Raw genomic sequence first — 15,190 nt, 5'->3', positions numbered from 1 at the left:
CATGGCTATTTTATTTTTCGCAAAATACTTCTTAGCACAATCAAAACGTGATTCCAGAGGGTTGGGAAAAAACCAAAGTGTTTGGCCAATACTTTGAACCTATCTTGGAGTGATTGACGGTGTTTTTGCACCGATACACCCCCCGTGAGGTAATTGCATAATAGAAAATCAAGGTAAAAGTTTCGGGTTGATTTTTTTAAAATTTCGATTTCCCAGCCAATATCTGCACTCAGGTTTAGGATGTCGTACAGCGGAGCCAAGGCTCGTTTAGCAATAAAGGCTTGGTGACAAACTTTCATTCCCATTGCCATGTCTTGCCAAGTGAGTTGCTGTGGTAGCCGATGTGGTGTAACTTGCGAGCGCAACCCTACTTCGGTACCGTCGTCATTTACAAACATGGCATCGCTGTAATACACATCTGCTTTTTCAGCCAATAAGGGTAATAATTTTGAAAGTACCTTACTGTCTCGAATTTCATCCCCTGCGTTCATGAACCAAACATACTCGCCCGTTGCGTGCTGTAAACCTTTGTTCATGGCATCGTATAAGCCATTGTCGGGTTCGGAAACAAGGGTATTAATCATGGCATGATACGGTTGTGCGATGGCCAATGTATTGTCTTTGGAAGCGCCGTCGATGATGATGTATTCGACAAGGGAGCGCTGAGAACCGTTGATAAAAGCCAGATTTGCAGAAATACTTTCAAGGGTTCTTCCCAAAAAAGTCTCGGCGTTGTACGTAATTGTAATGATGGTTAATACAGGAGACATGAAATGATTTTTTCAAAAACGATGCAGTTTAGGAAAAAAGCGAATGTGTTGCCCCAATCAAAAGAAAAAATCTACCTCCCATGAAGAGGTAGATTTTTTTAGTGAATTGATAGCGATAAAATGACCTAGTAACCAGGGTTTTGAACCAACTTGCTGTTACGGTTCATTTCATCACGGTGAATTGGCAAATAATACATTTTATCCAACCAAGCACGGTTTTCCTTACCAGGGTCGATTTCAAACACTTTGTAAGTGTAATCGTAGCTAGTTGGGTCGTACTTATAAAGCGTAACTGTTTTACCTGCTTTGAGCGTACCCGTTACGTTGATACCGTTGGCCTTACGTCCGAGGGTAGTAGGAGCAATCATCCAACGACGAGTATCGTGGTAGCGTTGCTCTTCCAAGTACATTTCAACGCGTTTTTCGTTGCGTAAACGCTGACGAAGCGCATCTCCAGACTCAGTGAGTGCTGGCATACCCGAACGGAAACGGATTTTGTTAAGCCACGTACGAGCTTCTGCGTCTTGGCCTAATTCGATACACGCTTCGGCATAGTTGAATACCGCTTCGGTATAGCGCAATACTGGCCAAGGAATTTGTTGCCAAGTGTTTTGGTCAACAATCGCTGGGCTAGGATCTACAAACTTACGAGCATAATAACCAGTGTAGCTACCGTTCCAGTCTTCTACCGACGACTTACGAGTGTCGAGTCCGAAAACAGGTACTTTAGAGCTACCGCTTGTGATTTCGTACGTTCCAGTTTGGATTTGGTTGACAGGATCTTTCGCTGCTACGTCGGCCGTACGTGGTTTCCAGTTGGCGCCATCATAAAGAATAGAAGCGTAGAAACGTGGGTCACGGTTGTCGTATGGTTTAGCAGCATGTTCTGCTTTGCTCCAGTCAAATTTGCTACCGTCCATCATTTCGTAGTCGTCCACCATCAACTGAATAGGCGTATTTCCTGCCCAGTTGTGATAACCGTTGGGGCCGTTGAAAAGACCTTGGCGACCACCGTCTTCTTGTTTAGCGTTAATAAAATAACGTGCCATCAAAAGCTCTTTCTCGCCACCGTTTCTTCCCATAGCAATGTTATGGTAGTTGTTAAAACCTTCATCTTTTGAAGCAGGAGCCGATAAGGTAAGTGCATAACCATAGCCCGACAAGTCTAATACGGCTTTGGCTGCATCTTTTGCTTTTTGCCAACGGTCAGCTTGGCTTCCGCTTGTGTAACCAAGTAATTCTGGTTTTGAGAAACTTGCCAATACCGTTGATTTTGCTTTTGCTTTAGTCATATCATGCAAATCACTGGCAGCATACGTAAGAATACGCGCCTTAAGGGCAAGAGCCGCTGCGCGGTTTGCGCGGCCAGCTGCGAGAGATTTACCGTTCAACAAAGTAGCAGCCTCATCACAATCTTTTACGATAGAGTTTACGCATTGCTCAAACGTACTACGCTCAGCGAGGTAGTCAGCTTCCCCCAATTCGTAAGCGCGTTCTACTACTGGAAAACCTCCGTAGTAACGCACCAATTGGTGGTTGTAGTAAGCACGTAAAAACTTAGTCTCGCCTTTTAAACGATCAACCAGCGTTGCGTCAGTAAATAGAGGCTTTTCAAGTTTGCTAAGTGCCAAGTTACAAGCACGAATACGAAGGTACATTTGCTGCCAGCTAAGTGTACCGTTTACCCAACCAATATCGGCAGGGTTTGAACGAGACTCCGTGATGGTTGTAATACCACGACCTGGGTGCGTAAACATTGTCTCGTCAGTGAGAGAAGCAAGCATTTGCTCATTAAAACCACCCTGGCCGAGTCCAGCGTAGATTTCGGTTACAAAGGCTTCACTTAGAGCCGCGTCAGTCCATACCGTCGATTCAGAAAGCTGATCTAAAGGTTTGGTATTGACAAAATCGCCATTGCAGCTAGAAAGAAATAAAGCGGCTGAAACGGCAGTGATAGATAAATAGTTGAATCCTTTCATGTTGTTTCTGTCAAAGAAATTAGAATGTAACTGATAAACCAGCGTTGATAATCCGTTGTTGTGGATAGTATTGACCTGTTGTAGAATCTGATTCTGGGTCAAAATCCTTAAATTTGCTGATTGTGAACAAGTTAAGACCATTGACGTACAAGCGGAAATTATTCATTCCTACCTTGTTTGTTAGAGAAAACGGAAGCGTATAACCTACTTCAAAGTTTTTCAAACGAATATAGTCACGGCTCTTAAACCAGTAGGTGTTACCTCCTGAGAAGTACTGGTCGCTACGGTTAGCGATACGAGGGTGAACGCTGCTTGGATTTTCTACTGTCCAACGGTCAGTGTACATATTTAACAAGTAGTTACCGATGTTACCCATTTCACCTGGACTAACGTATTGTTTTGCACCCGTAGAACCTTGGAATAAGATGTTTACGTCAAATCCTTTGTAACTACCAATCAAACTGATACCTCCTTGGAATTTAGGAATGTTGTTGAACGTAGTACGTACTTGGTCGTCTGGAGTGATTTTTCCGTCACCGTTGTAGTCAAGGTACTTCATATCACCAGGGCGGAGTGTATTTACGATGGCCTTGTAATCAATTTTGTTTTCATTGATTTCTTGCTGATCTTTAAATACTCCGTCATAAATATAAGCCTGTACGGCGTTGATTGGTTTGCCAGTAGTGCGTTGCCAGTCAGGAGCTCCTGGAGCTTCATCCCAGAACAAGATTTTGTTTTGAGCATAGCCACCATTTACGCTTACGTTGTACTTAAATGCACCAGCTTGGTTACGGTAACCAACATTAAATTCCCATCCTTTGTTAGATACTTCACCGATGTTTTGTGCTGGCAAAGTCAAACCAGTTGATTGAGGAACTGAGGCATTTTTAAACCACAAGATGTTAGTACGCTTGTTAGAGAATACGTCAAATTCGAAGCTAACTTTTCCGTCTAGGAGTTGCCCTTCCAAACCGATGTCGGCATTGTTTGCTACTTCCCACGTGATGGTGTTGTTAGGAACGCGAGTTTCGTACAACGTTTTTGTTTCTGTATTATTGATAATATAGCTGCGGAAACCGTAGGTTGACAAGTACTGGTAAGTTGCAAGAGTTTCAGTATTTGGCAAATACACTTGGTCGTTACCCATTTGTCCGTATGACGCACGAAGTTTCAAATAATTGAAAATTGGAAGTGATTTTTTGATGAACTCCTCTTCAGAAAGTACCCAGCCCACCATGGCTCCAGGGAAGAAACCATAACGAGTTGCAGAAGGAAACATGTCCGAACCATCGTAACGCCACAAGAACTCAGCTAAATATTTCTCTTTATAGTTGTAAGCAACCCGACCGAAGTAGTTCAAACGAGCGCGTTCAAAAGCACCACCACCGTTGTTTTTCTCCAAGTCACCACCCGCAAAGATTTGGTCAAGGGCGGTAGAAAGGAAATAACGGCGGTACGCATTGAAGTTATCACCTTGGATAGTTTCTTTGTTGGTACCCGCCAAAACAGTAACACTATGGCCTCCAAAGTTGCGCTCGTATGAAAGAACTCCTCCCAACAAGACGTTGAGCTGATTGGTGTTCGTCAATGTCAAGCGTGGTTCTGCTGGTCCACGCTTACTTGCAATGAGTTTTGGCGTTACGCCGTCTGCCTCAAAGCCAGTTCCGCGTTCGTAGAGCGTCCAAGGTGTTTCCCAACGACGTTGGTTTCTTGACAAAACGTCGATTGAAGCTGTTCCTGTAAATTTCAAACCTTCAACACCAGGGATTTTGATGTCCAACTGACCGTTTGTTTGGAGGTAGTTACGCTTGTCTTGGTCGTAACCAGTGGCATTGGTCGTGATTGTTACTGGGTTTTCACCGTTTTCGATGTCAGGACCAGGGAAGCCATTTGGCCAGTAAGCTGGTTGGTTTGGCTTACCACGCATCAACATACGGAAAATGGCTCCTGCGCTTTTAGTAGGGTATGAGCGGGATTCTTGGCGACCTGCTACCCCTAGGTTTACACTGATAAACTTGTTAACTTTTGCATCCAAGTTGATACGGAAATCGTATTGTTTGTAACCAGTTGCAGAGTTAATATAGTTACCATCTTGATTTTGATAACCAAGCGATGCTAAGTATTTTACGTTCTCACTTCCTCCATTTAACTGAACGTTGTGCCGTACCTGTGGTGACCAGTTTTTGAGCGTAGCGCTATACCAATCAGTATTTGGGTGTCCCCAAGGGTCAGATCCATCTAAGTACTTTTTGAAATCATCAGGTTGATAAGGTGCCTTACGTTGTGCACCAGCAGCGGTTGTATAAACCCCCGCCGATTTATAAGCAGCCGTAGCAGCAGCCCATTCTGATGATGGTAATCCATAAATGTCCAAGTCGTTCAACATTTCGGCGTACTGTGCTGCATTAGCTAACGATGGAAGTTTCGTAGGCTGCGACCAACCTTGGTTCAATGAATACGAAAGTTCTGGTTTACCCGATTTTCCACGTTTGGTGGTAATCAAGATAACCCCGTTAGCCGCACGCGCACCATAGATAGCTGCCGAGGCATCTTTCAAAACCGAGATACTTTCGATGTCGTTAGGGTTGATACGATCTAAGCCCCCTTCACGACCGGGAATACCGTCGATTACGATAAGAGCAGAGTTGTTTCCTAAGGTATTTGAACCACGAATACGAATACCAGCACCGTCGTTACCTGGCTCACCACTACGGTTGGTAGCTACAACCCCTGGTAAACGACCTGCGAGTGATTGTGAAAGGTTAACGGCTGGTGATTTTACCAAGTCACCCCCTTTTACGCTCACAACCGATCCTGTTATGGTTTCTTTCTTTTGAACACCGTAACCTACAACTACGACTTCATTGAGGGATTTTACGTCAACGGCCAAAGTTACATTGACGCTTGAACGGTTACTTACTGGGATTTCTTGCGATAAATACCCAATAAATGAAAATACGAGTACGGCACTTTTTTCATCCGAAACGTTGATGGAGTAAGCGCCGTTGATGTCGCTTGAGGTACCTACCGAGGTTCCTTTGACAACAACACTTACGCCAGGCAATGCCTGCCCTTGCTCATCTGTGATTTTACCTTTGACGGTAATCGCCAGATTCCCTGCGTTGCGTTCAGGTTGGAGTTTAGCAAATACCGCCGATTTGCTTTCTTGACGTGCTTGCCACCGAGTTGCTTCTTGGGCATAACTGCTAACCGTGTGACCCACGAGTAGCATAGCCAGAGGCATTCTTAGCAAACTGAGTTTGTAGCTCACTTTTGTCATAAGAAATTGGGATTATGAAGTTGATAGATAAAATGAAAAAAATTCGGTATCAGAGAAAATCAATTTTTGGAGTTAGGACGAAGAGGCTATAGCGGCCTAAAAACACTCCTCAAGAAGTTGAGTATCAGTGGGTCATAAAGTATGTTTAGGTTGATAGATAGGTGTAAGGTGACGATAAAATCCCTTACATGATATAATGTACAAATATATACTGATATAATGCAATAGTCCTAGCTTAATTTTGCAAATACTGATTGTATTTTGACTAAAAAAGCGATTTTTTTATAATTTTTGAACAAAATATTCTTAGTTGAATAATATATAGTTTTCTTTTGTATTGCTATCATCCAATAATGTTTTTTGAGTTTAGCACCTGACTAAAATTAGTTTGAGTGTGCAAATAAAAATTGTTTTTGTACCATTTTTGATTAAGATACTACCAAAATTGTAAGGAATTTTACCATTAAAAACAGATGGAACGTTTTATAACAAGTTAACTTTTTGCCGTACTTTTGCTGTGATGGAAATCAAGAAGAAAAAGAAGCCTAGCACGACCGAAAAACGGGTCATTGGCCGTAACGACATAATAGATTTCCCTGATTTGGGGCTAACGCACGTTCGTGTAAAAATTGACACGGGCGCTTATACTTCGTCTATCCATTGTTTCAAGATAAGCGTGGAGGAAGGTGTTCTTTCTTTTTTCTTGCCTGCTCATCGCAGTGAAAAGCACCAAAAATTTACGACAGATCAATTTGAGCTAAAAGCCATCAAAAATTCGTTTGGCCAGACTGAAATGCGCTATGTCATCAAAACCAAAGTAATACTTTTTGGCAAAAGCATTAGAACCGAGTTTTCGCTGGCCGACCGTTCTCAGATGCGTTATCCCGTGCTTTTAGGGCGAAAGCTGCTGCGTAGTCGGTTTTTGGTGGATGTCTCTCTCGAAAATTTATCCTATGATTTTATGCAACGCAAAAGTAGGGCCAAAGCGTAGTTAACAAAAACGTAATATTATCTCAACGTACTTCCTTATAATTTTGTCACGTAGGAACATAAAACGCGAGGGTCAAAGGAAGCCTTGTGGAGCGTTCCATTGTTTGTTTTTCCAATTATGAAAATTGCGGTTTTATCAACCAATGCTAAGTTATATTCTACTCGAAAATTAGTCGAGGCCATCGAGAAACGCGACCACGAGGCAGTGGTGATTAACCATGCGTTGTGCCATGTACTCATCGAGGAAGAAAAGCCTGTTATTCTGTATAAAAACAAAGAAATTGAGGGAATCGACGCCGTCATTCCTCGAATCGGCGCATCCGTGACCGACTACGGAAGTGCGGTTGTGCGCCAGTTTGAGATGATGAAAGTCTTTACGACGGTGAAGTCGCAGGCCATCATGCGGTCGCGAAACAAATTGCGAAGCCTGCAAATTCTTTCCAAAGCTGGAGTGCAAATTCCCAAAACAGTTTTTGCCAATCAAGCAAAAGACATTGATAGTTTGATTAAACTGGTGGATGGCCCTCCCGTTATTATTAAACTACTAGAAGGTACCCAAGGCGTGGGCGTGGTGTTGGCGGAGTCTAATAAGGCAGCCAAATCGACGATCGAAGCTTTTTATGGGCTAAAAACCAATGTCTTGATTCAAGAATACATTGCGGAAGCCAACGGAGCCGATATTCGGGCTTTTGTGGTAGGAAACAAGGTGGTAGCTGCCATGAAACGCCAAGGAACGACGGGAGAGTTTCGTTCAAACCTTCACCGTGGCGGAAAAGCAGAAGCCATTTTGCTACCACCCGAAGAAGAAAAAGCAGCTTTACAAGCGGCGAAGGCACTGGGAGTAAGGGTCGCGGGAGTTGATATGATTCGGTCAAATCGGGGGCCGATGATTATGGAAGTAAACTCTTCGCCAGGGTTGGAGGGTATCGAAAAGGTAACAGGTATCAATGTCGCAGACTTGATAATTGGGTATATTGAAGAAAAAAAACCGATGGATGAGGGGGATACGATTGGGGTATAGGTAAAATGTACTATTTTTCGACTTTGAACCTATGATGAAAAAAGTACTCTATGCTCGATATAGCATCCTACAGTAAACAAACTAAATACCTTGTTGCGCTTGACTCCATTATTTTTGGGTTTGATGGCAACCAGCTAAATATCCTTCTGGTAAAACGTGGCCCTGATTCTACCATCGACACTTGGTCGCTGATGGGCGGGTGGCTGGCCGAAAATGAAAATCTCGAACTGTCGGCCGAGCGAATTTTGTACGAACTTACGGGACTGAAGGAGGTTTATCTCGAACAATTATACACTTTTGGGGACATTCACCGTGACCCCATCGCACGCACGGTTTCGGTGGCGTATTTTGCCCTGATTAATGTCGAACATTATGATTCGAGCGTTTCGGAAGTGCATCATGCGCAGTGGTTTCCAGTGAGTCAAATGCCCGACGAGATTTTGTTTGACCACCGCCAAATGATAGACTTGGCGATTCAGAAACTACGCTACAAAGCAGCTTTGCACCCGCTTGGCTTTGAGCTTTTACCCGAAAAATTTACAATTCCTCAGCTTCAAAAACTGTACGAAGCCATCTTTCAGACGACTTTTGATAAGAGGAATTTTAGCCGTAAAATCCTTTCAACGCATTTGTTGGTGAAGTTAAAGGAAAAGCAAAAGTCTTCTAAAAAAGGAGCGTACCTGTACCAAGTCAATGAAGAAAAGTATAAAACGTATAGCAATTCGTTCCTGAATTTTGTCTCAAATCCTGAATTTTAACGATACTAAAAAGAGGCTGTCCAAAAAGTCTGGTATCACCAAATTATCTTCGGCGTCTGTTCAACCTCACGGCAGCGGCCGACCGTCCCCTAAATCCCCCTCACGGTACGCCGTCGCGGCCTTTCTGGAGATGGGGACTTTAAAAGCCCTTCTCCTGGAAGGAGAAGGGTTGGGATGAGGTTGAAACCAAAGAATATTTTGTAACCTGTTACTTTTTGGATAACCTCTTTTGTGTTTTTCGCTATTAGCTGATTGCTAACCGCTTATCTAAGCTGTTTGTGCTTCGCGGTGGATAATCGCTTCGCGGTCAGGCCCTGTTGAGATAAAGCTAATTGGAAGTTTCAATTCGGCTTCTAAAAACTCAATGTAAGCAGCAAGTTCTGCTGGAATCTCGTTGTACGAATGAAGGTTTTCTAGTGATGTAGCCCAGCCCTTCAACGTTTTATAAACAGGCGTTACTTCTTCGTCGCAAAGGTCGTAAGGAAGCTGGTCTGTAGTGCTACCGTCGGGCAATTGGTAGTGCGTACAAATTTGAATTTCATCAAAAATATTCAATACATCGACTTTCATCATGACCAACTGCGTCACGCCGTTGATCATAATGGCGTATTTGAGGGCAGGAAGGTCAATCCATCCACAACGGCGCGGGCGCCCCGTGGTTGAACCAAACTCACGTCCTTCTTGACGGATACGTTCTCCAACTTCATCCAACAATTCGGTAGGGAATGGGCCGCTTCCTACGCGTGTGCAGTAAGCTTTGAAAATCCCGAATACTTCGCCGATGTGTTTTGGTGCAACCCCCAAGCCAGTACAAGCCCCCGCAGCAGTGGTGGTAGAACTGGTTACAAAAGGATACGAACCAAAGTCAATGTCCAACAATGAGCCTTGGGCACCTTCTGCCAATACCGTTTGACCAGCTTCGAGTGATTCGTTCACTACGTATTCGCTGTCAACAAATTGGAATTGTTTGAGGAATTCGATTGCTTCAAAGAACGCTTGTTCAGCTTCGGCGAGTGAGGTTTCAAACTCATAGTTATAAAACTTGAGGATTACCTTGTGCTGATCCACTAGGTGGCTGTACTTTTCTTTGAAATTTGGAGAAAGGATATCGCCCATTCGCAGCCCCATCCGCGCTACTTTGTCTTGGTAAGTAGGGCCAATACCGCGTAACGTAGAGCCAATTTTGGCAGCACCTTTGGATTGTTCGTAGGCGGCATCAAGCAAGCGGTGGGTTGGAATAATGACTGCCGCTTTTTTTGAGATAAACAAGTTTTTATCAAGTGGGAGATTGAACTTAGCCAAGCCATCAATTTCTTTTTTGAGGACGATGGGATCAAGTACAAGCCCGTTTCCGATAACGTTTTTGATTTCAGGACGGAAAATCCCCGACGGAATTTGGTGCAAAACGTGCTTAAAACCGTCAAATTCGAGTGTATGCCCCGCATTAGGCCCACCTTGGAAGCGTGCCACCACTTGGTATTGTGGCGCCAAAACGTCCACTATTTTCCCTTTTCCTTCGTCGCCCCATTGGAGGCCGAGTAATACATCAACTTTCATTAGAAATTATAACCCCTAACCCTGAAGGGGATTTTATTGGATGTGATACATGCCCATAGGGTTGGGGTTGGGCACGGTGCATGTTGGGCAAGTAGCCCCTCTCCGCACTATTCAACTTCTATTCTTTTGGGCCGTTCGGCGATGGCCTTGGTTTTATTTTCACAGTTTGCCCGTTGGCAATTACCATAAAAAATTAACGAGTGATGAAGTACGTTAAATTTAAGAAGTTCGCCCACCATGTTTTGAATATTTTGGACGCGAGGGTCACAAAACTCCATTACTTGGTGGCAATCCATACAAATAAGGTGGTCGTGTTGGCGAGAGCCGTAAGCTTTTTCGTATTGGGCTAAATTTTTGCCAAACTGGTGTTTCGTAACCAAATCACAGTCAACGAGTACATCCAATGTATTATAAACAGTTGCCCTACTTACCCGATACTTTTTGTTTTTCATCGAAATATACAGCTCATCCACGTCGAAGTGGTCTTCACGGGTGTATATTTCTTCCAATATCGCAAATCGCTCAGGGGTTTTGCGAAGCCCTTTGCGCTCTAAGTAGGCAGTCAGAATGCGCTTCGCAGCTTCTAAGTTTTCGTGCTTGGCCTGTGGCATGATTACAATAAGAAAATTTGAAAATTTGAAAATTTGAAAATGAACCTTGGTTTTCAAATTGGGTGCATTGGCAAATTTTCAAATTAGAATAGCAAAAGTACTAATTTTCAATCAAACCGCGCTACTTTAAATACACCATCTACTTTTTCGATTTTGTGGATGAGTTGTTCTAAGTGCCGGGTGTCATAAACATACAGTTTGATGAGTCCTTCAAAGAGCCCTTCTTCGGTTTCTACCGAAATAGAACGAATATTAATGTGGAGCTCATTGGATATAATCCGAGTCAAATCATTGACCAATCCCACGCGGTCGGTGCCGTCAATGCGGAGTCCTGCCAAAAAAGCAATTTTTTGTTGTGACGTCCATTTTGCTTTAATGACGCGGTTGCCGTGGTTCGACAAAAGCTCTGGGGCATTGGGGCAGGTAGTTCGGTGAATTTTGATGCCTTCGTTGACCGTCACAAACCCAAACACGTCATCGCCAGGAATAGGATTGCAGCATTGAGCCAAGATGTAGTCAATCTTGTCCATGTCTTCGCCAATGAGCAGTGCGTCGGCATCGGTGCGCTCGCCGTGCATTTTTTTGAGCTCTTTGGTAAACTGCTTACCGTCTTGGAGGTCGTCGGTATTGATTTTGGCTTGTATGTTCTGTTTTGCCTCTTTCTCCTGTTTGAATTTCTTGATTTCGTCAGGTTGAATGTAGGCTTTTCCAAAACGATAATAAAGGTCGCTGGGGGTTTTACAGTTAAAATAGGCCCTCAGCTGATTGATCAGCTCAAGGGTAACGTCAAGGTGTAAGATTTTACACTTTTTCTCAATAATACTACGGCCATCGCTGATGTATTGTTTGTTTTCTTCCTTGATAAGTTCTTTGATACGGGCTTTGGCCTTGGAGGTCACTACGAACTTGAGCCAATCTTCGCTTGGTTTTTGACGTTTGGCCGTGATGATTTCCACTTGGTCGCCGTTGTTTAGTGGCTGACTAATGGGCACCAACGTATTATTAACTTTTGCCGCGATGCAGCGTGCGCCAACTTCAGAGTGAATGTCAAAAGCAAAATCGAGGGCTGTTGCACCGCGTTGTAGTACCCGAAGCTCACCTTTTGGGGTAAAGACAAAAACTTCTTCGGCAAACAAGTTACTGCGGAAATCGTCCAAAAACTCCAATGCGGCCGATTTGCTGTCTTTGGTTGCTTCGAGCATTTCGCGGACTTGGTTAATCCACTGGTCGATTCCTTGCCCCGTGCGGGTGTCGTTGCCTTTGTATTTCCAGTGGGCAGCTACTCCTTTTTCGGCAATTTCATCCATTCGTTTTGAACGAACTTGTACTTCCACCCACTGTCCTTTGTCGGCCCCTTCGGGGCGATACATTACTGTGATGTGCAACGATTCGTAGCCGTTGGCACGGGGCGTGGCCAACCAATCCTTGAGGCGGTCGATATTGGGCGTGTAGTGGTCGGTAACGATCGAGTAGGCGTGCCAGCAATCTGATTTCTCCGCCTTAATGTCCACCGAATTCATAATAATCCGTACGGCAAACAAATCGTAGATTTCTTCAAAGGGCTTTTTTTGCTTCCTCATTTTGTTCCAAATCGAATAAATCGACTTGGGGCGCCCTTTAATTACAAAGTCATAGCCTTGTTCTCTGAGGTCGATGTCAATAGGTTCGATAAACTTATTAATAAACCTATCGCGGGAGGTTTTGGTCGCACGCAGTTTGTTTTTGATTTCCTCGTAGCTTTCGGGCTCGGTATATTTGAGGTAGAGGTCTTCAAGATCGGTTTTTATCGAGTGCAATCCCAAACGGTGGGCGAGTGGGGCATAGATAAAGATAGTCTCGGACGCAATTTTTAGCTGCTTGTCACGCGCCATGCTATCGAGGGTGCGCATGTTGTGGAGGCGGTCGGCGAGCTTAATCATAATGACCCGAATGTCGTCCGAGAGCGTAAGGAGCATCTTACGGAAGTTTTCGGCTTGTTGCGACGTGCCAAACTCAAACTGTCCCGAAATTTTGGTTAGGCCGTCGATGATTTGGGCAACCTTAGGCCCAAACTGATGCTCGATGTCTTTGAGGGTGTAGTCTGTATCTTCTACTACGTCGTGAAGCAGCGCACATATAATAGAGGTAGTACCGAGGCCAATTTCCTCAACGCATATTTGGGCGACGGCGATGGGGTGGTAGATATACGGCTCTCCCGACTTGCGGCGCATGTCTTTGTGAGCTTCTACCGACAGATTGAACGCTTTCTTAATTTTTTTGGCGTCATCATCTTTTAAGAAGGGTTTGGCGGCGCGTAATAGTTTTCGGTACCTTTTAAGAATTTCTAAGCGCTCCAATTCCAAATCAATTTCTACTTCGATGGGCATGTTATTGGTGTTCGGTCATCCGAAATTTGTTGTACTCAATACGACTAAGGTAATAAATCGTTGTGTTTTTAACAAGTTTTTTATGAAGTAGTAAAAAAAAATAGACATTTTTTTTGAAGGTAAATTATTGATTTATAGCAAGTATAGGCCAAAAGAGATAGCTTTCTGTTTTTAAGAAAGATAAAAAAAATAAAAAAAAGCTTGCATCTTGTATTTACAAAAGGTAGTTTTGCATCCCCAAACACACACGCTGCGGGCGTGGTGAAATTGGTAGACATACCAGACTTAGGATCTGGCGCCGCAAGGCATGGGGGTTCGAGTCCCTCCGCCCGCACTATCTGGTTTTATAAATGAGTGATTTAGTGACTTAGTGATTTAGTGATTTCTTACCCACTTTTTCGCTAACCTAATTCACTCATTTTTTTTATAGCATATTTTCAAAATCCCCAATTCAGAAATTTAAACATATATCATGGAGGTTCTGTTAGAAAAAAGCACACCCACCAATGCCACGCTAACCATCAAATTAGCGAAAGAGGATTATCAACCAAAAGTAGATAAAACAATCAAAGATTATAGCAAGCGCGTAGCTTTGAAAGGTTTCCGTCCTGGAAAAGTACCTGCTAATGTAATCCAGAGAATGTACGGTAAAAGCATTGTTATCGACGAAGTGAATAACTTGCTTTCTGAAACCGTAAGTAACTATATCCGTGATAACAAACTTGCCGTAGTGGGCGACCCACAAATTAACCGTGAAAAAACAGATGCGGTTAATTGGGACAAACAAACGGAATTTGAATTTAGCTACGAATTAGGTTTAGCCTCTGATTTTGAGGTGAATATCGGTGCATTGCCTGCGGTTTCTTCTTACACGATTGAGGCAGGAGAAAAGGAACTTAACGACACCATCGAAAACCTTCGTACGCAGTTTACGGGCCAAATCAACCCTGAAACGTCGGAAGCGGGTGATATGCTTTACGGTGAATTGAAGCAAGTCGGTGGCGAATTTTCTACTAAAACGGCGATTCCTTCAAAACAAATCAAAGAAGAAGCACAAGCTAAATTCGTTGGTTTGACCAAAGGAAGTGAAGTAACATTTGATATTCGTGATACGTTTGTGGATGACAAAGCTATTGCGCTTTTGACGGGTAAAAAAGAGGAGGAAATCGCTGAATTTGCGGGTGAATACGCTTTTGTGGTAGAAGACATCACGCGCCAAGCGCCTTCAGAAATCAACCAAGAGTTTTTTGATAAGGTGTTGGGCGTAGGTAAAGCAGAAGACGAGGAGTCGTTCCGCTCACAAGTGGCCGAAATCATCCAACGTAACTACGCACGTGAAGCAGATTCATTATTGCGCCGTGACATCGACCAGTTGTTGTTGGACAACATCCAAATCGACCTTCCTGAGGCGTTTTTGAAAGATTGGTTGTTCCAATTGAACGAAGGTAAATTTACCGCAGAACAAATCGACGCTGATTATCCACAATTTACAAAATCGTTGAAGTTGTCGTTGATTAAAAACAAATTAGCCGAGCAAACCGAAATCAAAGTAGAGCAATCAGAAGTGATTGCGCGTGCTGAGGACATGGTTCGTGAGCAATTTGGTATCTATGGCGATTCAATGGGCGACCAGATGGAAGAAACCATCCGCAAAATTGCGATGAACTACCTAACGACCGAAAAAGAGAACAACTACTCGAAGATGTTCAACTTGGTGTTTGACGATAAAGTGTTTGAGTACTTGAGCGGCCAAGTGGCAGTTGAGGCAAAAACAATTGACGTAGAGCAGTTCAAAGAAATTGTGAACGCGTTGAGCTAATCACATACATGTATTGCTTAGATTAGGAGGTCGCCACAC

At 43.6% G+C, this 15,190-nt stretch carries 10 protein-coding genes and 1 tRNA gene; 5 read left to right on the top strand and 6 right to left on the bottom strand.

Going from position 1 to position 15,190, the window contains the following annotated elements; all coding sequences use genetic code 11:
* Positions 1-5: 5 nt before the first annotated feature.
* From AC23P2_RS22695 to AC23P2_RS22685, 3 genes are all read right to left on the bottom strand, one after another.
* Positions 6-770, bottom strand: a complete 765-nt coding sequence (locus tag AC23P2_RS22695) for a glycosyltransferase family 2 protein (RefSeq protein ID WP_487775325.1) — start codon at positions 768-770, stop codon at positions 6-8.
* Positions 771-895: 125 nt separating this feature from the next.
* On the bottom strand, positions 896-2,749 hold the full coding sequence (locus tag AC23P2_RS22690) for a RagB/SusD family nutrient uptake outer membrane protein (RefSeq protein ID WP_487775324.1): 1,854 nt from the start codon (positions 2,747-2,749) through the stop codon (positions 896-898).
* A 19-nt stretch (positions 2,750-2,768) separates the two neighbouring features.
* A complete protein-coding gene (locus AC23P2_RS22685) occupies positions 2,769-6,029 on the bottom strand; it encodes a SusC/RagA family TonB-linked outer membrane protein (protein ID WP_487775323.1) in 3,261 nt (1,086 codons plus the stop codon).
* Between the two features lie 520 nt (positions 6,030-6,549).
* Between AC23P2_RS22685 and AC23P2_RS22680 the strand changes: the two genes are divergently transcribed.
* The 3 genes from AC23P2_RS22680 to AC23P2_RS22670 all read left to right on the top strand — a co-directional run bounded on the left by AC23P2_RS22680 (position 6,550) and on the right by AC23P2_RS22670 (position 8,798).
* Positions 6,550-7,020: an ATP-dependent zinc protease family protein gene (locus tag AC23P2_RS22680; protein ID WP_487775322.1), complete on the top strand. Its 471-nt coding sequence runs from the start codon at positions 6,550-6,552 to the stop codon at positions 7,018-7,020.
* A gap of 117 nt (positions 7,021-7,137) precedes the next feature.
* On the top strand, positions 7,138-8,040 hold the full coding sequence (gene rimK, locus AC23P2_RS22675; protein ID WP_487775321.1) for a 30S ribosomal protein S6--L-glutamate ligase: 903 nt from the start codon (positions 7,138-7,140) through the stop codon (positions 8,038-8,040).
* A 50-nt stretch (positions 8,041-8,090) separates the two neighbouring features.
* A complete protein-coding gene (locus AC23P2_RS22670; protein WP_028521764.1) occupies positions 8,091-8,798 on the top strand; it encodes an NUDIX hydrolase in 708 nt (235 codons plus the stop codon).
* A gap of 267 nt (positions 8,799-9,065) precedes the next feature.
* Here the strand turns inward: AC23P2_RS22670 and AC23P2_RS22665 are convergent, their stop codons facing one another.
* From AC23P2_RS22665 to AC23P2_RS22655, 3 genes are all read right to left on the bottom strand, one after another.
* Entirely contained in the window at positions 9,066-10,355 is a 1,290-nt protein-coding gene (locus tag AC23P2_RS22665; protein ID WP_487775320.1) for an adenylosuccinate synthase, read from the bottom strand.
* Between the two features lie 107 nt (positions 10,356-10,462).
* A complete protein-coding gene (locus AC23P2_RS22660; RefSeq protein ID WP_037302452.1) occupies positions 10,463-10,966 on the bottom strand; it encodes a Fur family transcriptional regulator in 504 nt (167 codons plus the stop codon).
* A gap of 107 nt (positions 10,967-11,073) precedes the next feature.
* Positions 11,074-13,332, bottom strand: coding sequence for a RelA/SpoT family protein (locus AC23P2_RS22655; protein ID WP_028527258.1), 2,259 nt, complete (start codon positions 13,330-13,332; stop codon positions 11,074-11,076).
* A gap of 252 nt (positions 13,333-13,584) precedes the next feature.
* On the opposite strand from AC23P2_RS22655, the gene AC23P2_RS22650 reads away from it, so the two are divergent.
* Positions 13,585-13,666 (top strand) — tRNA-Leu (locus AC23P2_RS22650).
* Positions 13,667-13,804: 138 nt separating this feature from the next.
* Entirely contained in the window at positions 13,805-15,151 is a 1,347-nt protein-coding gene (tig, locus tag AC23P2_RS22645; RefSeq protein WP_487775319.1) for a trigger factor, read from the top strand.
* Positions 15,152-15,190: the final 39 nt, after the last annotated feature.

It is taken from the genome of Runella sp. R0.1_18 (genome assembly GCF_057652155.1).
Note: the sequence above shows the minus strand (reverse complement) of the source record. Positions and strands in the feature narration are given on the sequence as shown.

Excerpts from the sequence above, each read along its gene's own strand:
- rimK (WP_487775321.1), top strand. The coding sequence starts at position 7,138 with ATGAAAATTGCGGTTTTATCAACCAATGCTAAGTTATATTCTACTCGA.
- AC23P2_RS22670 (WP_028521764.1), top strand. The coding sequence starts at position 8,091 with ATGCTCGATATAGCATCCTACAGTAAACAAACTAAATACCTTGTTGCG.
- AC23P2_RS22655 (WP_028527258.1), bottom strand. The coding sequence starts at position 13,332 with ATGCCCATCGAAGTAGAAATTGATTTGGAATTGGAGCGCTTAGAAATT.
- AC23P2_RS22680 (WP_487775322.1), top strand. The coding sequence starts at position 6,550 with ATGGAAATCAAGAAGAAAAAGAAGCCTAGCACGACCGAAAAACGGGTC.
- AC23P2_RS22685 (WP_487775323.1), bottom strand. The coding sequence starts at position 6,029 with ATGACAAAAGTGAGCTACAAACTCAGTTTGCTAAGAATGCCTCTGGCT.
- AC23P2_RS22695 (WP_487775325.1), bottom strand. The coding sequence starts at position 770 with ATGTCTCCTGTATTAACCATCATTACAATTACGTACAACGCCGAGACT.
- tig (WP_487775319.1), top strand. The coding sequence starts at position 13,805 with ATGGAGGTTCTGTTAGAAAAAAGCACACCCACCAATGCCACGCTAACC.
- AC23P2_RS22690 (WP_487775324.1), bottom strand. The coding sequence starts at position 2,749 with ATGAAAGGATTCAACTATTTATCTATCACTGCCGTTTCAGCCGCTTTA.
- AC23P2_RS22665 (WP_487775320.1), bottom strand. The coding sequence starts at position 10,355 with ATGAAAGTTGATGTATTACTCGGCCTCCAATGGGGCGACGAAGGAAAA.
- AC23P2_RS22660 (WP_037302452.1), bottom strand. The coding sequence starts at position 10,966 with ATGCCACAGGCCAAGCACGAAAACTTAGAAGCTGCGAAGCGCATTCTG.